Source organism: Vicinamibacterales bacterium, from assembly GCA_041659285.1.
GTDB lineage: Bacteria > Acidobacteriota > Vicinamibacteria > Vicinamibacterales > UBA2999 > 12-FULL-67-14b.
The window spans coordinates 107,478-122,011 of record JBAZYO010000014.1 but is presented as its reverse complement, the minus strand read 5'-3'; the positions used below and the strand labels follow the sequence as shown (position 1 = coordinate 122,011).

Sequence of the window (14,534 nt, the reverse complement as noted above, 5' to 3'; positions counted from 1 at the left end):
ACAGACCCCTCGCCTATGAATCGTCCCTCGGGGTCAGACCCCTTGCTGTCGGTTGAGAACCTGACGACCGTCTTCGACGTGCGCCCTCACCCGGTCGTTGCGGTAAACGACGTGTCGTTCGAGATCCGCACGGGCGAAACGCTCGGGCTGGTCGGCGAGTCGGGCAGCGGCAAGTCCGTCACCGCGTTCTCGATCATCGGCCTGGTGCAGCCGCCGGGCCGCGTCGCCGGTGGACGCGTCATGTTCCAGGGCCGCGACCTGGCCCGCCTGCCCGAAGCCGAGATGCGGCAGGTGCGGGGCGCCGGTATCGGCTTCGTGTTCCAGGAACCGATGGCCGCCCTGAACCCGGTAATGCGCGTGGGCGCCCACATCGCCGAGGCGCTGGTCGTGCACGGCCTGGCCTCGAAGGCTGATGCGCGCGGCCGCGCCGTCGAGTTGCTCCGCGCGGTGAAGATCACCGATCCCGAAAAGCGCGTGGACGACTACCCGCACCAGCTCTCGGGCGGCATGCGCCAGCGCGTGATGATGGCCGTGGCCCTCGCCTGCAAGCCGCCGCTCGTGATTGCCGACGAGCCGACGACGGCGCTGGATGTGACGGTGCAGGCGCAGATCCTCGACCTGCTGCGCGACATGAAGAAGCAATTCGACCTGTCGCTGCTGCTCATCACCCACGACCTCGGCGTGATCGCCGAAACCGCGGATCGCGTCGCCGTGATGTACGCCGGCCGCATTGTCGAACAAGGCGCGGTGCGCGAGATCTTCCACCACCCGAAGCATCCCTACACGCGCGGGCTGCTGGCGTCCATTCCGGGCGGCGCGGCCGGCTCGCGGCTGCAGGCCATTGAAGGCACGGTCCCGAACCTCGCATCGCTGCCGCCGGGCTGTGCCTTCGCGCCGCGCTGCGGCGACCACATGGCCGTGTGCGACACGGCCTTCCCCCCGCGAACAACGGTCAGCGACGAACACTCCGTGCGCTGCTACCTGAACGGGGGGCAGCCATGACGCCGCTGGTTGAGGTCCGCCACCTGGTCAAGCACTTCGAGCGCGGCGGCGGCCTGTTCCGCGCCAAGACCGTGGTCAAGGCGGTGGACGATGTGAGCTTCGTGGTGAATGAGGGGGAGACGTTCGCGCTGGTCGGCGAGTCCGGCAGCGGCAAGAGCACCACGGGGCGGTGCATGTTGCGGCTGGTGGAGCCGACCTCGGGTGAGGTGCTCTTCCGGGGTCGAAACGTGCTGGGCTACTCGGGCGCCGAGATGCGCGCGGCCCGGCGCGACATGCAGATGGTCTTCCAGGACCCCTTCTCGTCGCTCAATCCCCGCATGCGCGCCTTCACCATCGTCGAGGAGCCGCTGGTCATTCACGCGATCGGCTCGAAGGCGGACCGCCGCGCTCGGGTGGCTGATCTGTTCAGGCTGGTCGGCCTCGACCCGGCGCACCTCGAGCGCTATCCGCACGAGTTCAGCGGCGGCCAGCGCCAGCGCATCGGCCTGGCGCGCGCGCTCGCGCTGAACCCGTCGTTCATCATCGCCGACGAGCCGGTGTCGGCGCTGGATGTCTCGATCCAGGCGCAGGTGATCAACCTGCTGATGGACCTGCAGGAACAGCTCAAGCTCACCTACCTGTTCATTGCACACGACCTGCGGCTGGTGCGTCACATCTCGACGCGCGTGGCCGTAATGTATCTGGGACGGATCGTCGAAATGGGCGACACCACGCAGATCTTCGCGAACGCGCAGCACGCCTACACCAAGGCGCTGTTGTCGGCGGTGCCGGCCACCGACCCGGATGCCCCGCGGGCGCGGATTGAACTCGATACCACTCTGGTGTCGCACGACGCCCCGCTTCGGCAGGTCTCGGAAGGGCATTTCGCCGCAGTGTAAGGGAGCGAGGATGGCGACGCGGTCCCTCGTCACGGCCATCGCGTTCCTCCTGGCTGCGCTCCTTCACGCGCAAGCCTCACCAGATGTCGATGCGGTGCTCGAACGTCTCGACGCCTACCTCGACACCTACGAGAGCCAGCTCAGTGCCGTCGTGGCGGATGAGCGGCTGATCCAGGAAACCGAGGGGCGGTTTCAGTCGAAGCAGCGGCGTCGGCTCGATTCGGATGTCGCGTTCCTGCGGCTGCCGGGCAACCGCGAATGGCTCGGCTTCCGCAGCGTCACAATGATCGACGGCGAGCCGCTCGTCGGCGGCCAGTCACTCACCGAACTACTGACGATTACGACAGCCGACGCCATGGCGCAAGCGAAGCTGCTCGTCGAAGCCAGTTCCAAACACAACCTGGGGAACCCGAGGACCGTCAATATCCCAAACCTGCCGCTAGAGATGCTGGGCGGCAAGTACCGTCATCGCTACGCCATCACCGTTGACGGTCGCACGAAGGTGCGCGGCCACGCCGTGGACGTGCTCGAGCTGGTCGAACTCGGACCGCCGCCCATCGTCTACAACGGCGGCTACGATTTGCAGAGCCGACTTCGCGCGTGGATCGACGCGCAGACCGGCGCGCTGTGGCGGGCCGAGGTCGTGATGAAGGGAAAGGCGGAGACGCGCAAACCGTCGAAGGTCCGGGTGGAGTTTGCGGAGGACCGCAACCTCAAGGTCCTGGTGCCGATCGAGATGCGGGAAGAGTTCAGTGTCACCAATGGCAGCGGCCGCGGCGTCGCCACCTACTCCAACTTCCGCCGCTTCCAGACCTCGGCTAGGATTGTGCCGCCACCACCATGAAGGCCCTCACCGCTCTCCTGTTCGGTGCGTTGGTCGCTGGTCAGGCGCCGGATGCCAACGTCGTCCGGGATCGCCTGGACGCATACCTCCTGAAGTACGAACCCGAGCTGAGCACGCTGGTCGCCGAAGAGCTGCTGATCCAACGTGACGGGCCGTCACACGACGCGTTCAGAATGACGGCACTGCCGACCAAGGATCGGCGGCTTGTCTCCGAGGTCGCGTTCATCAGCCTGCCGGGCGGTGTCGGCTGGCTCGGTATTCGCCGCGCGTTGAGACTTAACGGCAACGACCTGCCCGACGCCGGACCGTCGCTCGGCGTGCTGCTGACCGACGCCGACCAGGGCGACTACGACCAAGCGCGCCTGCTGCTCGCCGAAAGTGCGCGCCTCAACCTGGGGCTGCCGCGCACGACCAACCTGCCCAACCTGCCGCTCGAGTTCCTGCATCCCCGGAACCGGCGCCGCTTCACCCATCGCATCGATGGCACCGAGAAGCTTCGCGGCCTGGAGACGACGCGCCTTGTCCTGAACGAGGCCGCGTCGCCGACGATGATCCAGCGGCCCGAGGGCGGGGACATGACGAGCCTGGTCACCGCCTGGGTCGAGACGACGACCGGCCGGCTGATTCGCGCGCAGGTCAAGACGCGCGACGCCCGCATTGGCGTGCCGGTGTTCGACGCGGTGGTGTGGGTGGACTTCAGGCCGGACCAAGCACTCGGGCTGCTCGTGCCATTCGAGATGAAGGAAGAGTTCTACGCCGGTCGCTTCCGTGAGGGCACGGGCGTGGCGAAGTATTCGAAGTACCGGAAGTTCCAGTCCTCGGGACGCATTGTGCCTCCCCCGCCGGCGCCATGAAGCTCTCGATCGTCGCCGCGCTCGCGGCCCTCACCGCGCTGCAATCGCCGAGCGCCCGGGACGTGGCCGATCGCCTGCACACCTACCTTCTGGCCTACGAACCCAAGTTGAGCGAACTGATCGCGGACGAACAGATGGATCAGCACGATGTGCCGGAGCGCGAAGGCAGGCCCGGCGCTGATGCGTTTGTCAACCGCACGCTGCGATCAGAAGTGGCATTCGTGGCGCTTCCGGGCGGGGCTGGCTGGCTCGGGTTCCGGCGCGTGATGAAGGTCGGAAGTGAAGCGATCTCGGACTTGTCGGGGTCGCTTAGCGACGTTCTTCCTGCGGGACCGCACAGCGATTATGCGAAGGCCCGCATCATGCTGGCCGACAGCGCCCGGTTCAACCTCGGCGCGCCGCGCACGACGAACCTGCCGAACCTGCCGCTGGAGCTCCTGCATCCGCGCCATGCCCGTCGGTTCACGGTAAGCATCGCTGGCAAGGAGCGTGTGCGCGGGAAGAACTCGACAAAGCTCGTCTTCGTCGAATCGGTGGCGCCAACAATCATCCAAGGGGTGGACGGTGGCGATATGCGCAGTATCGTCACGGCGTGGGTGGAGACGACTAACGGACGGCTCTGGCGTGCCGACGTCGTCACCCGCGACACACGCGAACACGCGGCCGCGTTCGACGCTGTCGTCTCGGTCGATTTCAGGGAACACGAGGCGCTGGGCTTGCTGGTCCCAACCGCGATGAGAGAGAAGTTCTTTTCGGGCCTCGAGCGCCGGGCGTGGGGAACCGCCAGGTATTCCAACTACCGCCGCTTCCAGACCTCGGCGAGAATCGTTCCCTGATCTACGCCGGTGCCGCGGTGTGGGCGTGCGGTTCCTGCTTCACGTCTTTCGCGACCTCGCCGTCACGGATGGCGATGACGCGGTGCGCGTAGCCGGCGATGTCGGCCTCGTGCGTAACCAGGATGATGGTGTTGCCGGCCTCATGCAGCCGCGCGAACAGGGCCATGATCTCGACGCCGGTCTTCGAGTCGAGGTTGCCGGTCGGCTCGTCGGCCAGCAGGATCGACGGGTTGTTGACGAGCGCGCGGGCGATGGCGACGCGCTGGCGCTGGCCGCCCGACAGCTCGTTCGGCTTGTGGTTCATGCGGTGCGTCAGCTCGACCCTCTCGATCGCGGCCTTCGCCTGTTCGAGCCGCGCCTGTTTCGACATGCCGGCGTAGACGAGCGGCAGCTCGACGTTGTGGAGGGCCGAGGCGCGGGGCAGCAGGTTGAAGGTCTGGAACACGAACCCGATCTCTTCGTTGCGAATGCGGGCCAGCTCGTTGTCGTTCATCTCGCTGACCATCTTGCCGTTGAGGAGGTAGGTGCCCTTGCTCGGCGTATCGAGGCAGCCGATCAGGTTCATCAGCGTGGACTTGCCGGAGCCGGAGGGCCCCATGATGGCCACGTATTCGCCGCGTTCGATGGAGATGGAGACACCACGCAGGGCGTGGATCTCCTCGTCGCCCATGACGTAGGTTTTCCACAGGTCGCGGGTTTCAATCAGCGGCATAAATGAAGTGTATCAATGGTAGACGCAGATCTTTCCGACCAGGTTCCGGACCGTCTCCGATACGTCGTCCGGCATCAGGTAGGTCCAGTCGCCGGAGTTCACCGCCACCACCACGAGTTCGCCTGGGGCTTCCGCCGGCTGGCGCTGGCGCGCTGCCGACTCCATGGCCTTGAGCAGCTCGCGCCTCGGCGACAGGTGCGTGCCGAACAGCAGAACCACGACCGGCGACTTGCCGGCATGGACCCGCGAGCGGGCCGCCGCCTGCCAGGCATCGGCGACGGCGGTCGCGTCAACGACACCGATGGCCGACACCAACACTCGCGGCGGGTGGCTGCCCAGGAAGCGCGGCTTGGCCACCGGCACCAGCGCCGCGTCGAACCCGCGGACCGCCGGCGTCTCGACCGGCCCGAACACCGCTTCCACACTGCCGCGGACGCGCCCGGCAATGGCCCGCTTGAGGATCAGATCGCGGCCGGCGCGCTCGCTCTCGAACAGCCGCTTGCCGGTCGGCTGTGGCGGCGTGTACGCGTCCTCATCGGCAGGCGGTGCTTCGACCGGGGGGGCGGGGGGCGCGACCGGCGATTGCGAGGGGGGGGCCTGGCTGACCGCCGGTGGCGGCCCGAAGCCGGCCACGCTCGCGTCGTACTCCTCGCGCATCCTCGGATCGGTCAGCGTCTTGTAGGCGACCGTGAGTTCCGCGGCGCGCGTGGCGGCCATCTCCTGGAACTCCGGACCCAGGTGAACCACCTTGTCGGGGTGGTAACGGGCAATCTCGCGGCGGAACGCCTTCTTGATGGTGTCGGCATCGGCGCCTGGCTCGATGCTCAACAGCTCGTAGTGGGTTTTCACGGAGGTAACCCAAGGCTAACCTAACCGCCTCCGTCTGGCTACGACGGCTGGCGCCGTCAGCGTCAGGGCATGCCCTTCTTGAACTCGGTGACGTTGGTGATATTGGCCGCCGGCAGCTCGCGCGCCGGGCGCCGCTCGCGCAACCGCCGTTCGCTGCGGGCCTCGGTGCCGCGCGCGCAATACGGGCAGAACGTCCACCCCTGCTGCAGGCTGCGGCCGCACCCAGGGCAGGCGCCGCTCAGCCGGCGACCGCAATTCGGGCAAGCCACGAAATCCAGCGCCACCGGGCCGCTGCAGCCCGGGCACACGCTGCGCATTTCGCGGACTTCCGTGACCACGCGCAGCAGTTCCTCGGCGGTGGTCACGCCCGCCTTGACCTTGGCCAGCGCGTCGTCGCCGAGCGCGAGCATGCCGGTGGACTGCGCCACTTCGCGCACGGAGTCTTCGGACGCCCGCTGCGCAATCATCCGGCGGATGCGGTCGGTGACCTTCATTACCTCGTAGATGCCGATGCGGCCCTTGTAGCCGGTGTGATGGCACGCGTCGCAGCCGACCGGGCGGTAGAACGGGATGTTGGCGGCTTCCGCTTCGGTGATGTTCAACGCGCGCAGGGTGTCAGGCGGCGGCGTGTACTGGCGCCGGCAGGCGGGACACAGCCGGCGGACCAGGCGCTGCGCCACCACGCCGATGGTCGCCGAGGCGATCACGTAGGGCTCGACGCCGATGTCGGTCAGGCGCGTCACCGCCGACGGCGCGTCGTCGGTGTGCAGGGTGGTGAGCACGAGGTGGCCGGTCTGCGCCGCCTGCATCGCGATGCGCGCGGTGTCGTTGTCGCGGATTTCGCCGACCAGGATCACGTCGGGGTCCTGGCGCAGGATCGATCGCAGCGCGCTGGCGAAGGTCAGCTTGATCTTCTCGTTGACCTGGGTCTGGTTGATGCCGGGGAGCTGGTATTCGATCGGGTCTTCGATGGTGATGATGTTGGTGCGCTCCGACTGCACCGACATCAGCGCCGAGCAGAGCGTGGTGGTCTTGCCGCTGCCGGTCGGGCCGACCACCAGGATCATCCCGTGCTGGAACTTGAGGAAGCCGCGGAGGTCGTTGAGCGCCGCGGCCGAGAAGCCCAGTTCCTCGAGCGGCGGCACGCCGCGGTTCTGGTCGAGCACGCGGAGCACCATCTTCTCGCCGTGCAGCGTGCGGAGCGTGGAGGCGCGGAAGTCGACGTCCTTGCCGTCTTCAGTGGCGACGCGGACGCGGCCGTCCTGCGGCAGGCGCTTCTCCGCGATATCCATGCCCGCCATGATCTTGAGGCGCGCGATCAGCCCTTCGTGGACCCACTTGGGCAGGTCCATCACTTCCTTCAGCAGGCCGTCGAGGCGGTGCCGGATCAGCACGCCTTTTTCCATCGGCTCGACGTGGACGTCGCTGGCGCCGGCCTTGATCGCGCTCTTCACGACCAGGTCGACGAGGTCGATGATCGGCGCGGCCTCGCTGCGTTCCTTCAGCCCGGCAATCGGCTCGAAGCCGTCGTCGTCGGGCCGGCGCATCAGCGACGACTCGGCGGCGGACTTGGTGTCGCGCGGGCCCTGGCGCACCAGCGGCATCTGCGCCTGCGTGGTGCTGCCGGTGGTCCGCATCAAGGCCTTGTCGGGATAGCCCGCGGCAATGGCTTCGAGAATGTCGGCGCGGGTCGCCACGACCTGCTTGATGCGATAGCCGGTCTGGAACTCCAGGTCCTGCACGAGGCTGAACAGCAGGGGGTCCGCCATGGCCACGGTCAGGAGGTTCTTGTCCAGGCGCACGGCGACGCACGAACGCTTCAGCGCCACCTCTTTCGCGATCAACGTGACGGTCGGCGTGTCGGGCGGGTTCTCGGCGAGATTGAGGTACGGGAAGCCGAGCTGATAAGCGAGGGCCTTGGCAATCTGCCGCTCGGTGGCGAGGTTCAGGCGCACGAGTACCGCGCCGAGCCTTTCGCCCGTGCGTTTGTGCTCAGAGAGCGCGGACTGCAGGTCCTCTTCGGTGATGAGGCCCGCCTGAATCAGGCACTCACCCAGTTTCTTGCGCATCTGCCCCTTGGAGCCGGCCCGGTATCGATCCGTCAGGCCAGACTCTGATCATAGGAACCGCCGGCAGGCGACGCAACCACCCCCGCCGCGCCATTTGCGGCGAGGCCGTGCAGTTCCGCGCACACGCCGACAGGCCCTGGAACATCCCCTAAGTCTTTCGGCCAAGAGAGGTTGCCGCCATAGGGGCATCTGGAGTTACCCTTTGCAACAGGCAACCCGCTTGGAAACCAACGACGACGGCACCAGCGCCAAACCGGGGATCGGCGTCGATCTCCGCCGGCACGTGGCACACCACCTCACCGACCGCCGCGACGTGATCGTCGCCGATACCGTGGCCACGTTCCCGCTGACCAGCGGGTCGCGCCGGTTGGACGCGGATTATTGCGGCCGGCTCGGCAACCTCATCGTGCGCCTGCTCTGCGAGGCGGTGACCGAAGGCCGGCTCGACGCGCGCGACTCGGGCGTCAGCGAGCTGGCGACGATCATCGACGAACGCGAGATGTCGCCCGAACAACTCTTCATGTTCGTCCACATCGCGATGGACACCGGCATTGACGAGCTGTCGCTCGACCAGCGCGTCGGCGCCAGCACCGAGCCCTGGCCGCAGGCGGCGCAGATCGTGCGGCGCGCGGCGTTCGACCTGCTCGCGGCGTGGACTACACGCACCGTCTACATGCCGCTGCGTTCGTCGATTGAGGACGCCCTGACGACGCTGCACACGCGCCCCGTGCTCGACGCCGTGCTGCCGAAGGAATGCTGCCGCGCCGAACGCTTCGAGCACTGGCTGTCGATGATGCTGATCGACGTGGACGACCTGTCGGGCATCAACCGCGCACACGGCTATGGCGTCGGCGACCGCATTCTCGAGCGGATGGGCATCCTGCTGCGCGCCTACTTCCGGCAGCACGACTGGGTCGTCCGCTATGCCGAAGACACCATTGCCGTGCTGCTGCCCGAGACGACGCCGGGCGACGCGCTGACCCTGGCCGACCGGACCCGGGTGATGGTCGAGGATCGGCTGACGTTCCGCGACTACCGCACCGACCAGCGGGCGGTGGTCACGGTCAGCGTCGCGGTGACCAGCGCGCGGGCGCTCGAAGGCGAGCCGATCGACCACGTGCGCTTCCAGGCCGAGGCCGAAGCGGCGCTCGAACGCGCCAAGGTCAGCGGCCGCAATCGCGTCGAGCAGGTGGAACTGCTGCCGCGGTTGATCTCGATCGAGGAAGCCACGGCGCGCCTCGGCACCACGCGCGAAGGCATCGAGCAGCTGGTCGCCGACGGCAAGCTCGATCCGGTGAAGGCCGGACGCCACGTGCGCCTCGAGCGCGACACCGTCGAGGCGCTGGCGCGCGCGGCGGAATCCGGCGCCAGCCGCTGAGCTAGGCGCGCAGGTAGTCGCCCTTCCAGTGCTTGATCTGCAGCTTGATGGCTTTCTGGCTGGTCAGCTTGCCGGCGAACACGTCGCGAACCAGTTCGGCAAGCTCCGCGTCACCGGCGAAGCGCAGCGCGACCAGTTGCTGCGGGGTCAGCTCGGTCATGCGCGCCACCAGATCGGCCGGGAGCAGCTCGCGCATGCGGGCATACATCTCGAATCGGATCACGCGGTCCTGGACCTTGAGCGCCATGCCGCGGGCGGTCAGGGCCAGCATCACCAGCGCGAGCGCGAGCAAGAGCGCGAATCCCGTCGATCGGTTCGGGTTGGCCCACACGTGCCGTCCCTCGTTGATCACGTGAATCAACAGCACGGGCATCACGAAGAAGTGGAACGGCGGATAGAACCGGGTGTGGTTCTTGTAGTTCTGCGCTGCTTGGGCCATGCGACTCTCCTCAGCGCGCATTCTATCCGGGTTCGCCGCGGCCAACCGTCGCGGTGACAATGGCCGCCCTGCCCCGCGCCGTTCAACCGGTTGCTAGCGCTCGCCGGGCGGCCGGCGATCCAACGGCTTCAACGCGACCGTGAAGCTGAACGGCACCCGCGCCGGGTTGAAGCACAACTTGTCATCGCACGCCTGGTAATCGAGCGAGCCGGTGATCGTCACCGATGGCAGGGCGGCCAGCTGCTTCTGCGCCGCTGGCGTGGCCAGCAGGGTCAGGTCGCGCCGCAGGCGAAACGGCTTCATGAACACTTCAACGCGCTCGTCGAGCGGCTTGAAATGATAGATCTCGGAAGCCGGGTAAACCGTGTCGTGGGTCCGCAGCCACGGCTGCGGGTCAATCGTGACCTGCACGACCCGGTAGGTGTGTTTCCCGGGCGCATACAGGTGCATGCCACGCTTCGGCGATGCGTTGACCGCGATCGACAGGCGTTCGCCCGGTGCCGCGGTGGTGTCGCTGATCGTCGCGGTCAGCGTGAGGTGCGCCGTGTCGGCCTTGACCGTGCCGCCGCCAAGACCCGCGCCGAGCGTGGTCAGGATGGTCGCGGTCGTGTAGCGCTCCTGGTAGGCGTCTTCGAAGAACCGCGACACCACCACGCCCTTGCGATCGACGATGAACGTGCCCGGATGCGGTATGCCAAACGACGTCGACTTCGGATCGACGGTTTGATTGAGCAAGCCGTACTGCTTGATGATGGCGGAGCCCGGGTCGGAGATCATCGGGAACGTGATACTGCGCGACGCCGAGAAACGCTGGTGCGTATCGGTGCTGTCGTAGCTGATCGCGATCAGGCCCAGGCCCTGCCGGGTAATGTCAGCGTAGCGGCTTTGCAGCTCCACGAGCTGCGTTTTGCAGTACGGTCACCAATCGGCGGAGCGGAAGAACACCAGCATGGCGCCCTTCGGCCCCATGGCCGCGGCCAGGCTTTGCGGCTTGCCGAACTGGTCGGTGCCGGAAAACGCCGGCACAACGGCGCCCACTTGCGGACCAATTTTCGAGGTGTCGACGGCCGGCGGTGCTTGTGCGGCAAGGCCGGCAGCAGCCAACACGATCGTGACCACGGCGATCGCGGAGCGGGTTTTCATCATCACCTAAGACGCCTCCAGACGCTGCAGGTTACACACAGGTCGTTACCAACGGTGAAAATAGCGCCGCACCCAGTGGTCAAGCGAGATGGCGCCTGGGCCTCGCGACAACAGGAACACGAGAATCGATGCCCACGTCAGGTGCTCGACCCACGCCTGGGGATACACCAAGGTCTGGATCACGGCGATCATGCCCAGGAATGGCAACGTGGCGATGCGCGTGGCGAGGCCGAGAAACAGCAGGGTCGAAAAGGTCAGCTCGTTGAAGGTCGCCATGCTGGCGGCGAGCGCGGGGTCCAGCAGGGGCACCTTGTATTCGTCGCGAAACAGCAACGCCGTCAGTTCCGGCGAGCGATACTTCAGCAGGCCCGCATTGAAGAATACGGCGCCAACGGCGACCCGCATCACGAGCTGTATCACCGCAAGCGGGATGCGCTCGAGACGCGCGACCACCGCGTCGAAAACCTTCACGATCATGATTCCGTTCCTTCCACCCTGGTCACGGCGCCGATCACCAGCGCCTGACTGAACATTGCGGCGAGCGCCACACCGGGATCGAATCGGGGATCGACCTGCCAGGCCCGTTCCGCGGCCACGCCGATCGGCCGGCCGCGCCAGATGGCGTCGCGGAAGGTCCAGTCGCCCTCGGTCAATTGGTTGAGCTGGACCTCGCCCCGCCTGCCCCGGCCCTCGATCCACACGGCCTGCTCACGCAGCGTGGTCTGCTCGGGCGCCGCGTTCCTGAGAAAGATCGCCAGCAATTCGTCGATGGGCCACGCGGCGTGCCAGTAATGCGTGCCCCCTTGCAGGACCAGCGCGGTGTCGGCAAGGTCGTCGGCATCCAGGGCCGCCAGGGTGGCGGCACCCAGGGCGGACCCATCGACCGACACCGATAGCCGGCCGAAGTGCCACTCGAGATCGGCAAATGGTTCGACATAAGTAATGCGGTCCACGACAGGTTGGGCGCCAAGGAAGGCTGGAAACGCAGCGCCGTACTCGGCAAGGCACGGCGCACTCGGCGGAACGACGCCAACAAACTTCGCCGCAGCCGCTTCAACCGGGCCGCTGCCCAGCAACCACGTGGTGGCTGGAAACCGGCCCATCAGGATCGCGACCAGGCTTGCGCGATAGTGCCTGAGGTGAATAGCCATGCGCCGCGTGGCGTCGCGCGGGCCCGCGTCGATCAGTGACGCCATCGAGCCTGCATCGCCGGCGATGATGGCGTTGCGCACACGGCGCTGCACCTCAGCAAGTGGCGGCATGACCGGCCTCACTCTGGAGCGACCGGCGCGCCACGTCGTCGGCGACCGCCGCCTCGTTCAACAGGGTGGCGAGCATCGGGATGTCGTTGTCCCACTCGATCAATGTCGGGAGCGCGCCGAAACGAGCCACGGCGTAGGCATACAGCTCCCACACCGGCGCGGCGATCGGCGAGGCATGCGTATCGACGATGACCTCGTGGCCGGGGGCGGCATCGTCGGCCTCGACCGTGAACCCGCCGAGATGCAGCTCACCGATCGCCGCGGCCGGCAACCCGTCGAGGTAGCGCCGGGCGTCGTAGCCCATGTTGTGCGCGCTCAGGTAGACGTTGCTGACGTCGCACAGCAGGCGGCATCCGGTTCGCCGGACCAATTCGTTCAGGAATTGCCCTTCGGTCATGGTCGACCCGGTGTATCCGAGGTAACAGGACGGGTTCTCGATCAGCAGTGCGCGGCCCAGGCCGTCCTGGACCTGGTCGACGTGGCGGCTGACGATGGCCAGCGTCTCGTCCGTGTAGGGCAAAGGCAACAGGTCGTTCAGGTACTCGCCCTGGTGCGTGGACCAGGCCAGGTGACCCGACACCAGGACGGGATCGATGCGATCGATGAACCCCCGCAGGCGCCGCAGGTGCGCGCGATCGACGCCGTGAGCACTGCCCACAGAGAGTCCAACCGTGTGCACCGAGATGGGATACTCCGCGGCCAGCTGCTGCAGCAGCTCGGTGGCGTGCGGATTGGCGAGAAAGTTCTCGGGATGGATCTCGAACCAGCCCGCGGACGGTCGGGTGGCCACCGCCTCTTCGATGTGCGGCAACCTCAACCCGATACCGGATCGTGTCAGGACGCGAGGACTCGAGGACATGACGATGGCCACCTGTCGATTCGCCTACTTGGCGGTTTTGCTGCCACCGACGATGCGCTCGCAGTAGCCCTCGGGCACGAAGAGCCACGCCTTGGTGTCGCCGGCGCGCTTGGACGAGCCACCGCACGAGTTGTTGCCGGTCGAGGCGCAGTCGTTGGCGCCAGCCTTGGCGATGCCGTAGCACTTCTCGGCCTTGAACGAAGGCATCTCGGCGGGTCTTTGCGCCGACAGGAAGCTGGGTGCCGCAATGGCGGCGGCGAAAGCGGCGGCGATAACGAATCGTGTCTGCATGACGTGTTGTGCTCCTTGGTGGAAGCCCGTCCGGGCACATCCCGGCGGCCCCACGTTGAAGTAAGTGCGCCGAGTGCGCCGGACATTACAGCCCTTCGTCCCGCTTGACTATGATGAGGCGTGGCCGATCTGGACGAGTCGTTGCTGGCGCGATTGCGCGCCCGGGATCCGGACGCGCTGCGGATGGTGGCCGAGGCGCATGGCCGCCGGATCTATCGCGCCGCCAGGGGCATGGGCCATTCCGCCGCCGACGCCGAAGATCTCGCGCAGGAGGTGTTCGTGGCCTTTCTCGGATCGCTGGACCGCTTCGAAGGCCGGGCCCAGATTGGCACGTGGCTCTTCGGCATCCTGCACCACAAGTCGCTCGAGCGGCGCCGCGCGGTGCGCCGCGAGGAGTTGAGCGACCCGATCGACGAGCTGTTCGAGGCGCAGTTCGATGACCGAGGGCACTGGCGGCAATCGCCATTCGCGGCCGACCACCTCGTGCACGCCGAACAGGTCGGGACCGCAATTGCCGGCTGCCTGGAAGTGCTGCCCGATCTGCAACGCGAGGTGTTTCACCTGCGCCAGGTGGAGGAGCTGCCGGCCGAGGCGGTCAGTAAGATAACCGGGCAGTCGATCACACACATTGGAGTGTTGCTGCATCGAGCGCGCGTGCGGTTGCGCGCGTGTCTTCAGGAAGAGGGCTGGGGTCGCTGACGTGATGACCTGTAAAGAGGTGTCGACACTGATCGCCAAAGGTGAGCTGGCGGAGGCATCGCTCGCGCGGCGCCTCGCGGTGCGGTTGCACTTGGCGATGTGCCGCAGGTGCCGCGCCTTCCAGCGCCAGCTCGAGGCCATCTCCCAGGCGGCGCGCTCGCGAGCGGCCCATCAAGGGCCGGGGCACGAGTTCGAGGCCAGGCTGACCCAGCGGCTGCGCGACGGCGGACCGCGCACCGACTGAGGCGGGCCCGCCGGGTTCGCCATGCGCCTGACGAATTGATGCGGAAACCGTGAGGTCAGGTGGTTGGGCCTCCCCTTGCGGCTTCCGCCCCGAAAGATTGGCCTTTGAGGGGTGCCAGGGACACGTCTTGGTCGTATGACCGAAAATCGGCCGTCCCGTGCTATAATCCTGACTC

At 67.0% G+C, this 14,534-nt stretch carries 17 protein-coding genes and 1 pseudogene; 8 read left to right on the top strand and 10 right to left on the bottom strand.

Annotation, left to right across the window (positions count from 1 at the left end):
- The first annotated feature begins 15 nt into the window (after window positions 1-15).
- Genes WC815_19765 through WC815_19745 form a run of 5 tightly spaced genes read left to right on the top strand, consistent with a single transcriptional unit; the run spans window position 16 to window position 4,414 of the window.
- Window positions 16-1,002, top strand: a complete 987-nt coding sequence (locus tag WC815_19765) for an ABC transporter ATP-binding protein (GenBank protein MFA5911020.1) — start codon at window positions 16-18, stop codon at window positions 1,000-1,002.
- Window positions 999-1,880, top strand: a complete 882-nt coding sequence (locus WC815_19760) for an ATP-binding cassette domain-containing protein (protein MFA5911019.1) — start codon at window positions 999-1,001, stop codon at window positions 1,878-1,880. Before WC815_19765 ends, WC815_19760 begins: the two co-directional genes overlap by 4 nt.
- Window positions 1,881-1,890: 10 nt before the next feature.
- On the top strand, window positions 1,891-2,724 hold the full coding sequence (locus WC815_19755; protein MFA5911018.1) for a hypothetical protein: 834 nt from the start codon (window positions 1,891-1,893) through the stop codon (window positions 2,722-2,724).
- Window positions 2,721-3,578 (top strand): hypothetical protein, encoded by an 858-nt coding sequence (locus WC815_19750; protein MFA5911017.1) that lies wholly within the window; start codon window positions 2,721-2,723, stop codon window positions 3,576-3,578. Before WC815_19755 ends, WC815_19750 begins: the two co-directional genes overlap by 4 nt.
- Window positions 3,575-4,414, top strand: coding sequence for a hypothetical protein (locus WC815_19745; GenBank protein ID MFA5911016.1), 840 nt, complete (start codon window positions 3,575-3,577; stop codon window positions 4,412-4,414). Before WC815_19750 ends, WC815_19745 begins: the two co-directional genes overlap by 4 nt.
- A gap of 1 nt (window position 4,415) precedes the next feature.
- On the opposite strand, the gene WC815_19740 is transcribed toward WC815_19745, so the two are convergent.
- The 3 genes from WC815_19740 to WC815_19730 form a co-directional block, all read right to left on the bottom strand.
- Window positions 4,416-5,126, bottom strand: a complete 711-nt coding sequence (locus WC815_19740) for an ABC transporter ATP-binding protein (GenBank protein ID MFA5911015.1) — start codon at window positions 5,124-5,126, stop codon at window positions 4,416-4,418.
- 12 nt (window positions 5,127-5,138) lie between these two features.
- On the bottom strand, window positions 5,139-5,975 hold the full coding sequence (locus WC815_19735) for a J domain-containing protein (GenBank protein ID MFA5911014.1): 837 nt from the start codon (window positions 5,973-5,975) through the stop codon (window positions 5,139-5,141).
- A 62-nt stretch (window positions 5,976-6,037) separates the two neighbouring features.
- Window positions 6,038-8,044: an ATPase, T2SS/T4P/T4SS family gene (locus WC815_19730; protein ID MFA5911013.1), complete on the bottom strand. Its 2,007-nt coding sequence runs from the start codon at window positions 8,042-8,044 to the stop codon at window positions 6,038-6,040.
- 220 nt (window positions 8,045-8,264) lie between these two features.
- On the opposite strand from WC815_19730, the gene WC815_19725 reads away from it, so the two are divergent.
- Window positions 8,265-9,422, top strand: a complete 1,158-nt coding sequence (locus tag WC815_19725; protein ID MFA5911012.1) for a diguanylate cyclase — start codon at window positions 8,265-8,267, stop codon at window positions 9,420-9,422.
- A gap of 1 nt (window position 9,423) precedes the next feature.
- Here the strand turns inward: WC815_19725 and WC815_19720 are convergent, their stop codons facing one another.
- The 7 genes and pseudogenes from WC815_19720 to WC815_19690 form a co-directional block, all read right to left on the bottom strand.
- Window positions 9,424-9,861, bottom strand: a complete 438-nt coding sequence (locus WC815_19720) for a DUF6526 family protein (GenBank protein ID MFA5911011.1) — start codon at window positions 9,859-9,861, stop codon at window positions 9,424-9,426.
- 93 nt (window positions 9,862-9,954) lie between these two features.
- Window positions 9,955-10,767 (bottom strand): annotated as a pseudogene (locus WC815_19715) (redoxin domain-containing protein).
- Window positions 10,768-10,779: 12 nt separating this feature from the next.
- A complete protein-coding gene (locus WC815_19710) occupies window positions 10,780-11,010 on the bottom strand; it encodes a hypothetical protein (GenBank protein ID MFA5911010.1) in 231 nt (76 codons plus the stop codon).
- 39 nt (window positions 11,011-11,049) lie between these two features.
- Window positions 11,050-11,481: a DoxX family protein gene (locus WC815_19705; protein ID MFA5911009.1), complete on the bottom strand. Its 432-nt coding sequence runs from the start codon at window positions 11,479-11,481 to the stop codon at window positions 11,050-11,052.
- Complete coding sequence (locus tag WC815_19700; GenBank protein MFA5911008.1) at window positions 11,478-12,266, bottom strand: DNA-binding domain-containing protein; 789 nt, start codon at window positions 12,264-12,266, stop codon at window positions 11,478-11,480. The genes WC815_19705 and WC815_19700 overlap by 4 nt, the downstream gene beginning before the upstream one ends.
- Window positions 12,250-13,125, bottom strand: coding sequence for a DUF692 domain-containing protein (locus tag WC815_19695; GenBank protein ID MFA5911007.1), 876 nt, complete (start codon window positions 13,123-13,125; stop codon window positions 12,250-12,252). Before WC815_19695 ends, WC815_19700 begins: the two co-directional genes overlap by 17 nt.
- Before the next feature lie 24 nt (window positions 13,126-13,149).
- Window positions 13,150-13,416 carry a DUF2282 domain-containing protein gene (locus WC815_19690; GenBank protein ID MFA5911006.1) on the bottom strand — a complete coding sequence of 89 codons (267 nt, stop codon included), beginning with the start codon at window positions 13,414-13,416 and terminating at the stop codon, window positions 13,150-13,152.
- 120 nt (window positions 13,417-13,536) lie between these two features.
- Here WC815_19690 and WC815_19685 point away from each other — a divergent pair, with 120 nt between their 5' ends.
- Together WC815_19685 and WC815_19680 are read left to right on the top strand one after the other, a co-directional pair.
- A complete protein-coding gene (locus tag WC815_19685) occupies window positions 13,537-14,115 on the top strand; it encodes an RNA polymerase sigma factor (GenBank protein ID MFA5911005.1) in 579 nt (192 codons plus the stop codon).
- Window position 14,116: 1 nt separating this feature from the next.
- A complete protein-coding gene (locus WC815_19680) occupies window positions 14,117-14,359 on the top strand; it encodes a hypothetical protein (GenBank protein MFA5911004.1) in 243 nt (80 codons plus the stop codon).
- Window positions 14,360-14,534 lie beyond the last annotated feature (175 nt).

Excerpts from the sequence above, each read along its gene's own strand:
- WC815_19765 (MFA5911020.1), top strand. The coding sequence starts at position 16 with ATGAATCGTCCCTCGGGGTCAGACCCCTTGCTGTCGGTTGAGAACCTG.
- WC815_19760 (MFA5911019.1), top strand. The coding sequence starts at position 999 with ATGACGCCGCTGGTTGAGGTCCGCCACCTGGTCAAGCACTTCGAGCGC.
- WC815_19755 (MFA5911018.1), top strand. The coding sequence starts at position 1,891 with ATGGCGACGCGGTCCCTCGTCACGGCCATCGCGTTCCTCCTGGCTGCG.
- WC815_19750 (MFA5911017.1), top strand. The coding sequence starts at position 2,721 with ATGAAGGCCCTCACCGCTCTCCTGTTCGGTGCGTTGGTCGCTGGTCAG.
- WC815_19745 (MFA5911016.1), top strand. The coding sequence starts at position 3,575 with ATGAAGCTCTCGATCGTCGCCGCGCTCGCGGCCCTCACCGCGCTGCAA.
- WC815_19740 (MFA5911015.1), bottom strand. The coding sequence starts at position 5,126 with ATGCCGCTGATTGAAACCCGCGACCTGTGGAAAACCTACGTCATGGGC.
- WC815_19730 (MFA5911013.1), bottom strand. The coding sequence starts at position 8,044 with ATGCGCAAGAAACTGGGTGAGTGCCTGATTCAGGCGGGCCTCATCACC.
- WC815_19720 (MFA5911011.1), bottom strand. The coding sequence starts at position 9,861 with ATGGCCCAAGCAGCGCAGAACTACAAGAACCACACCCGGTTCTATCCG.
- WC815_19705 (MFA5911009.1), bottom strand. The coding sequence starts at position 11,481 with ATGATCGTGAAGGTTTTCGACGCGGTGGTCGCGCGTCTCGAGCGCATC.
- WC815_19700 (MFA5911008.1), bottom strand. The coding sequence starts at position 12,266 with ATGCCGCCACTTGCTGAGGTGCAGCGCCGTGTGCGCAACGCCATCATC.
- WC815_19695 (MFA5911007.1), bottom strand. The coding sequence starts at position 13,125 with ATGTCCTCGAGTCCTCGCGTCCTGACACGATCCGGTATCGGGTTGAGG.
- WC815_19690 (MFA5911006.1), bottom strand. The coding sequence starts at position 13,416 with ATGCAGACACGATTCGTTATCGCCGCCGCTTTCGCCGCCGCCATTGCG.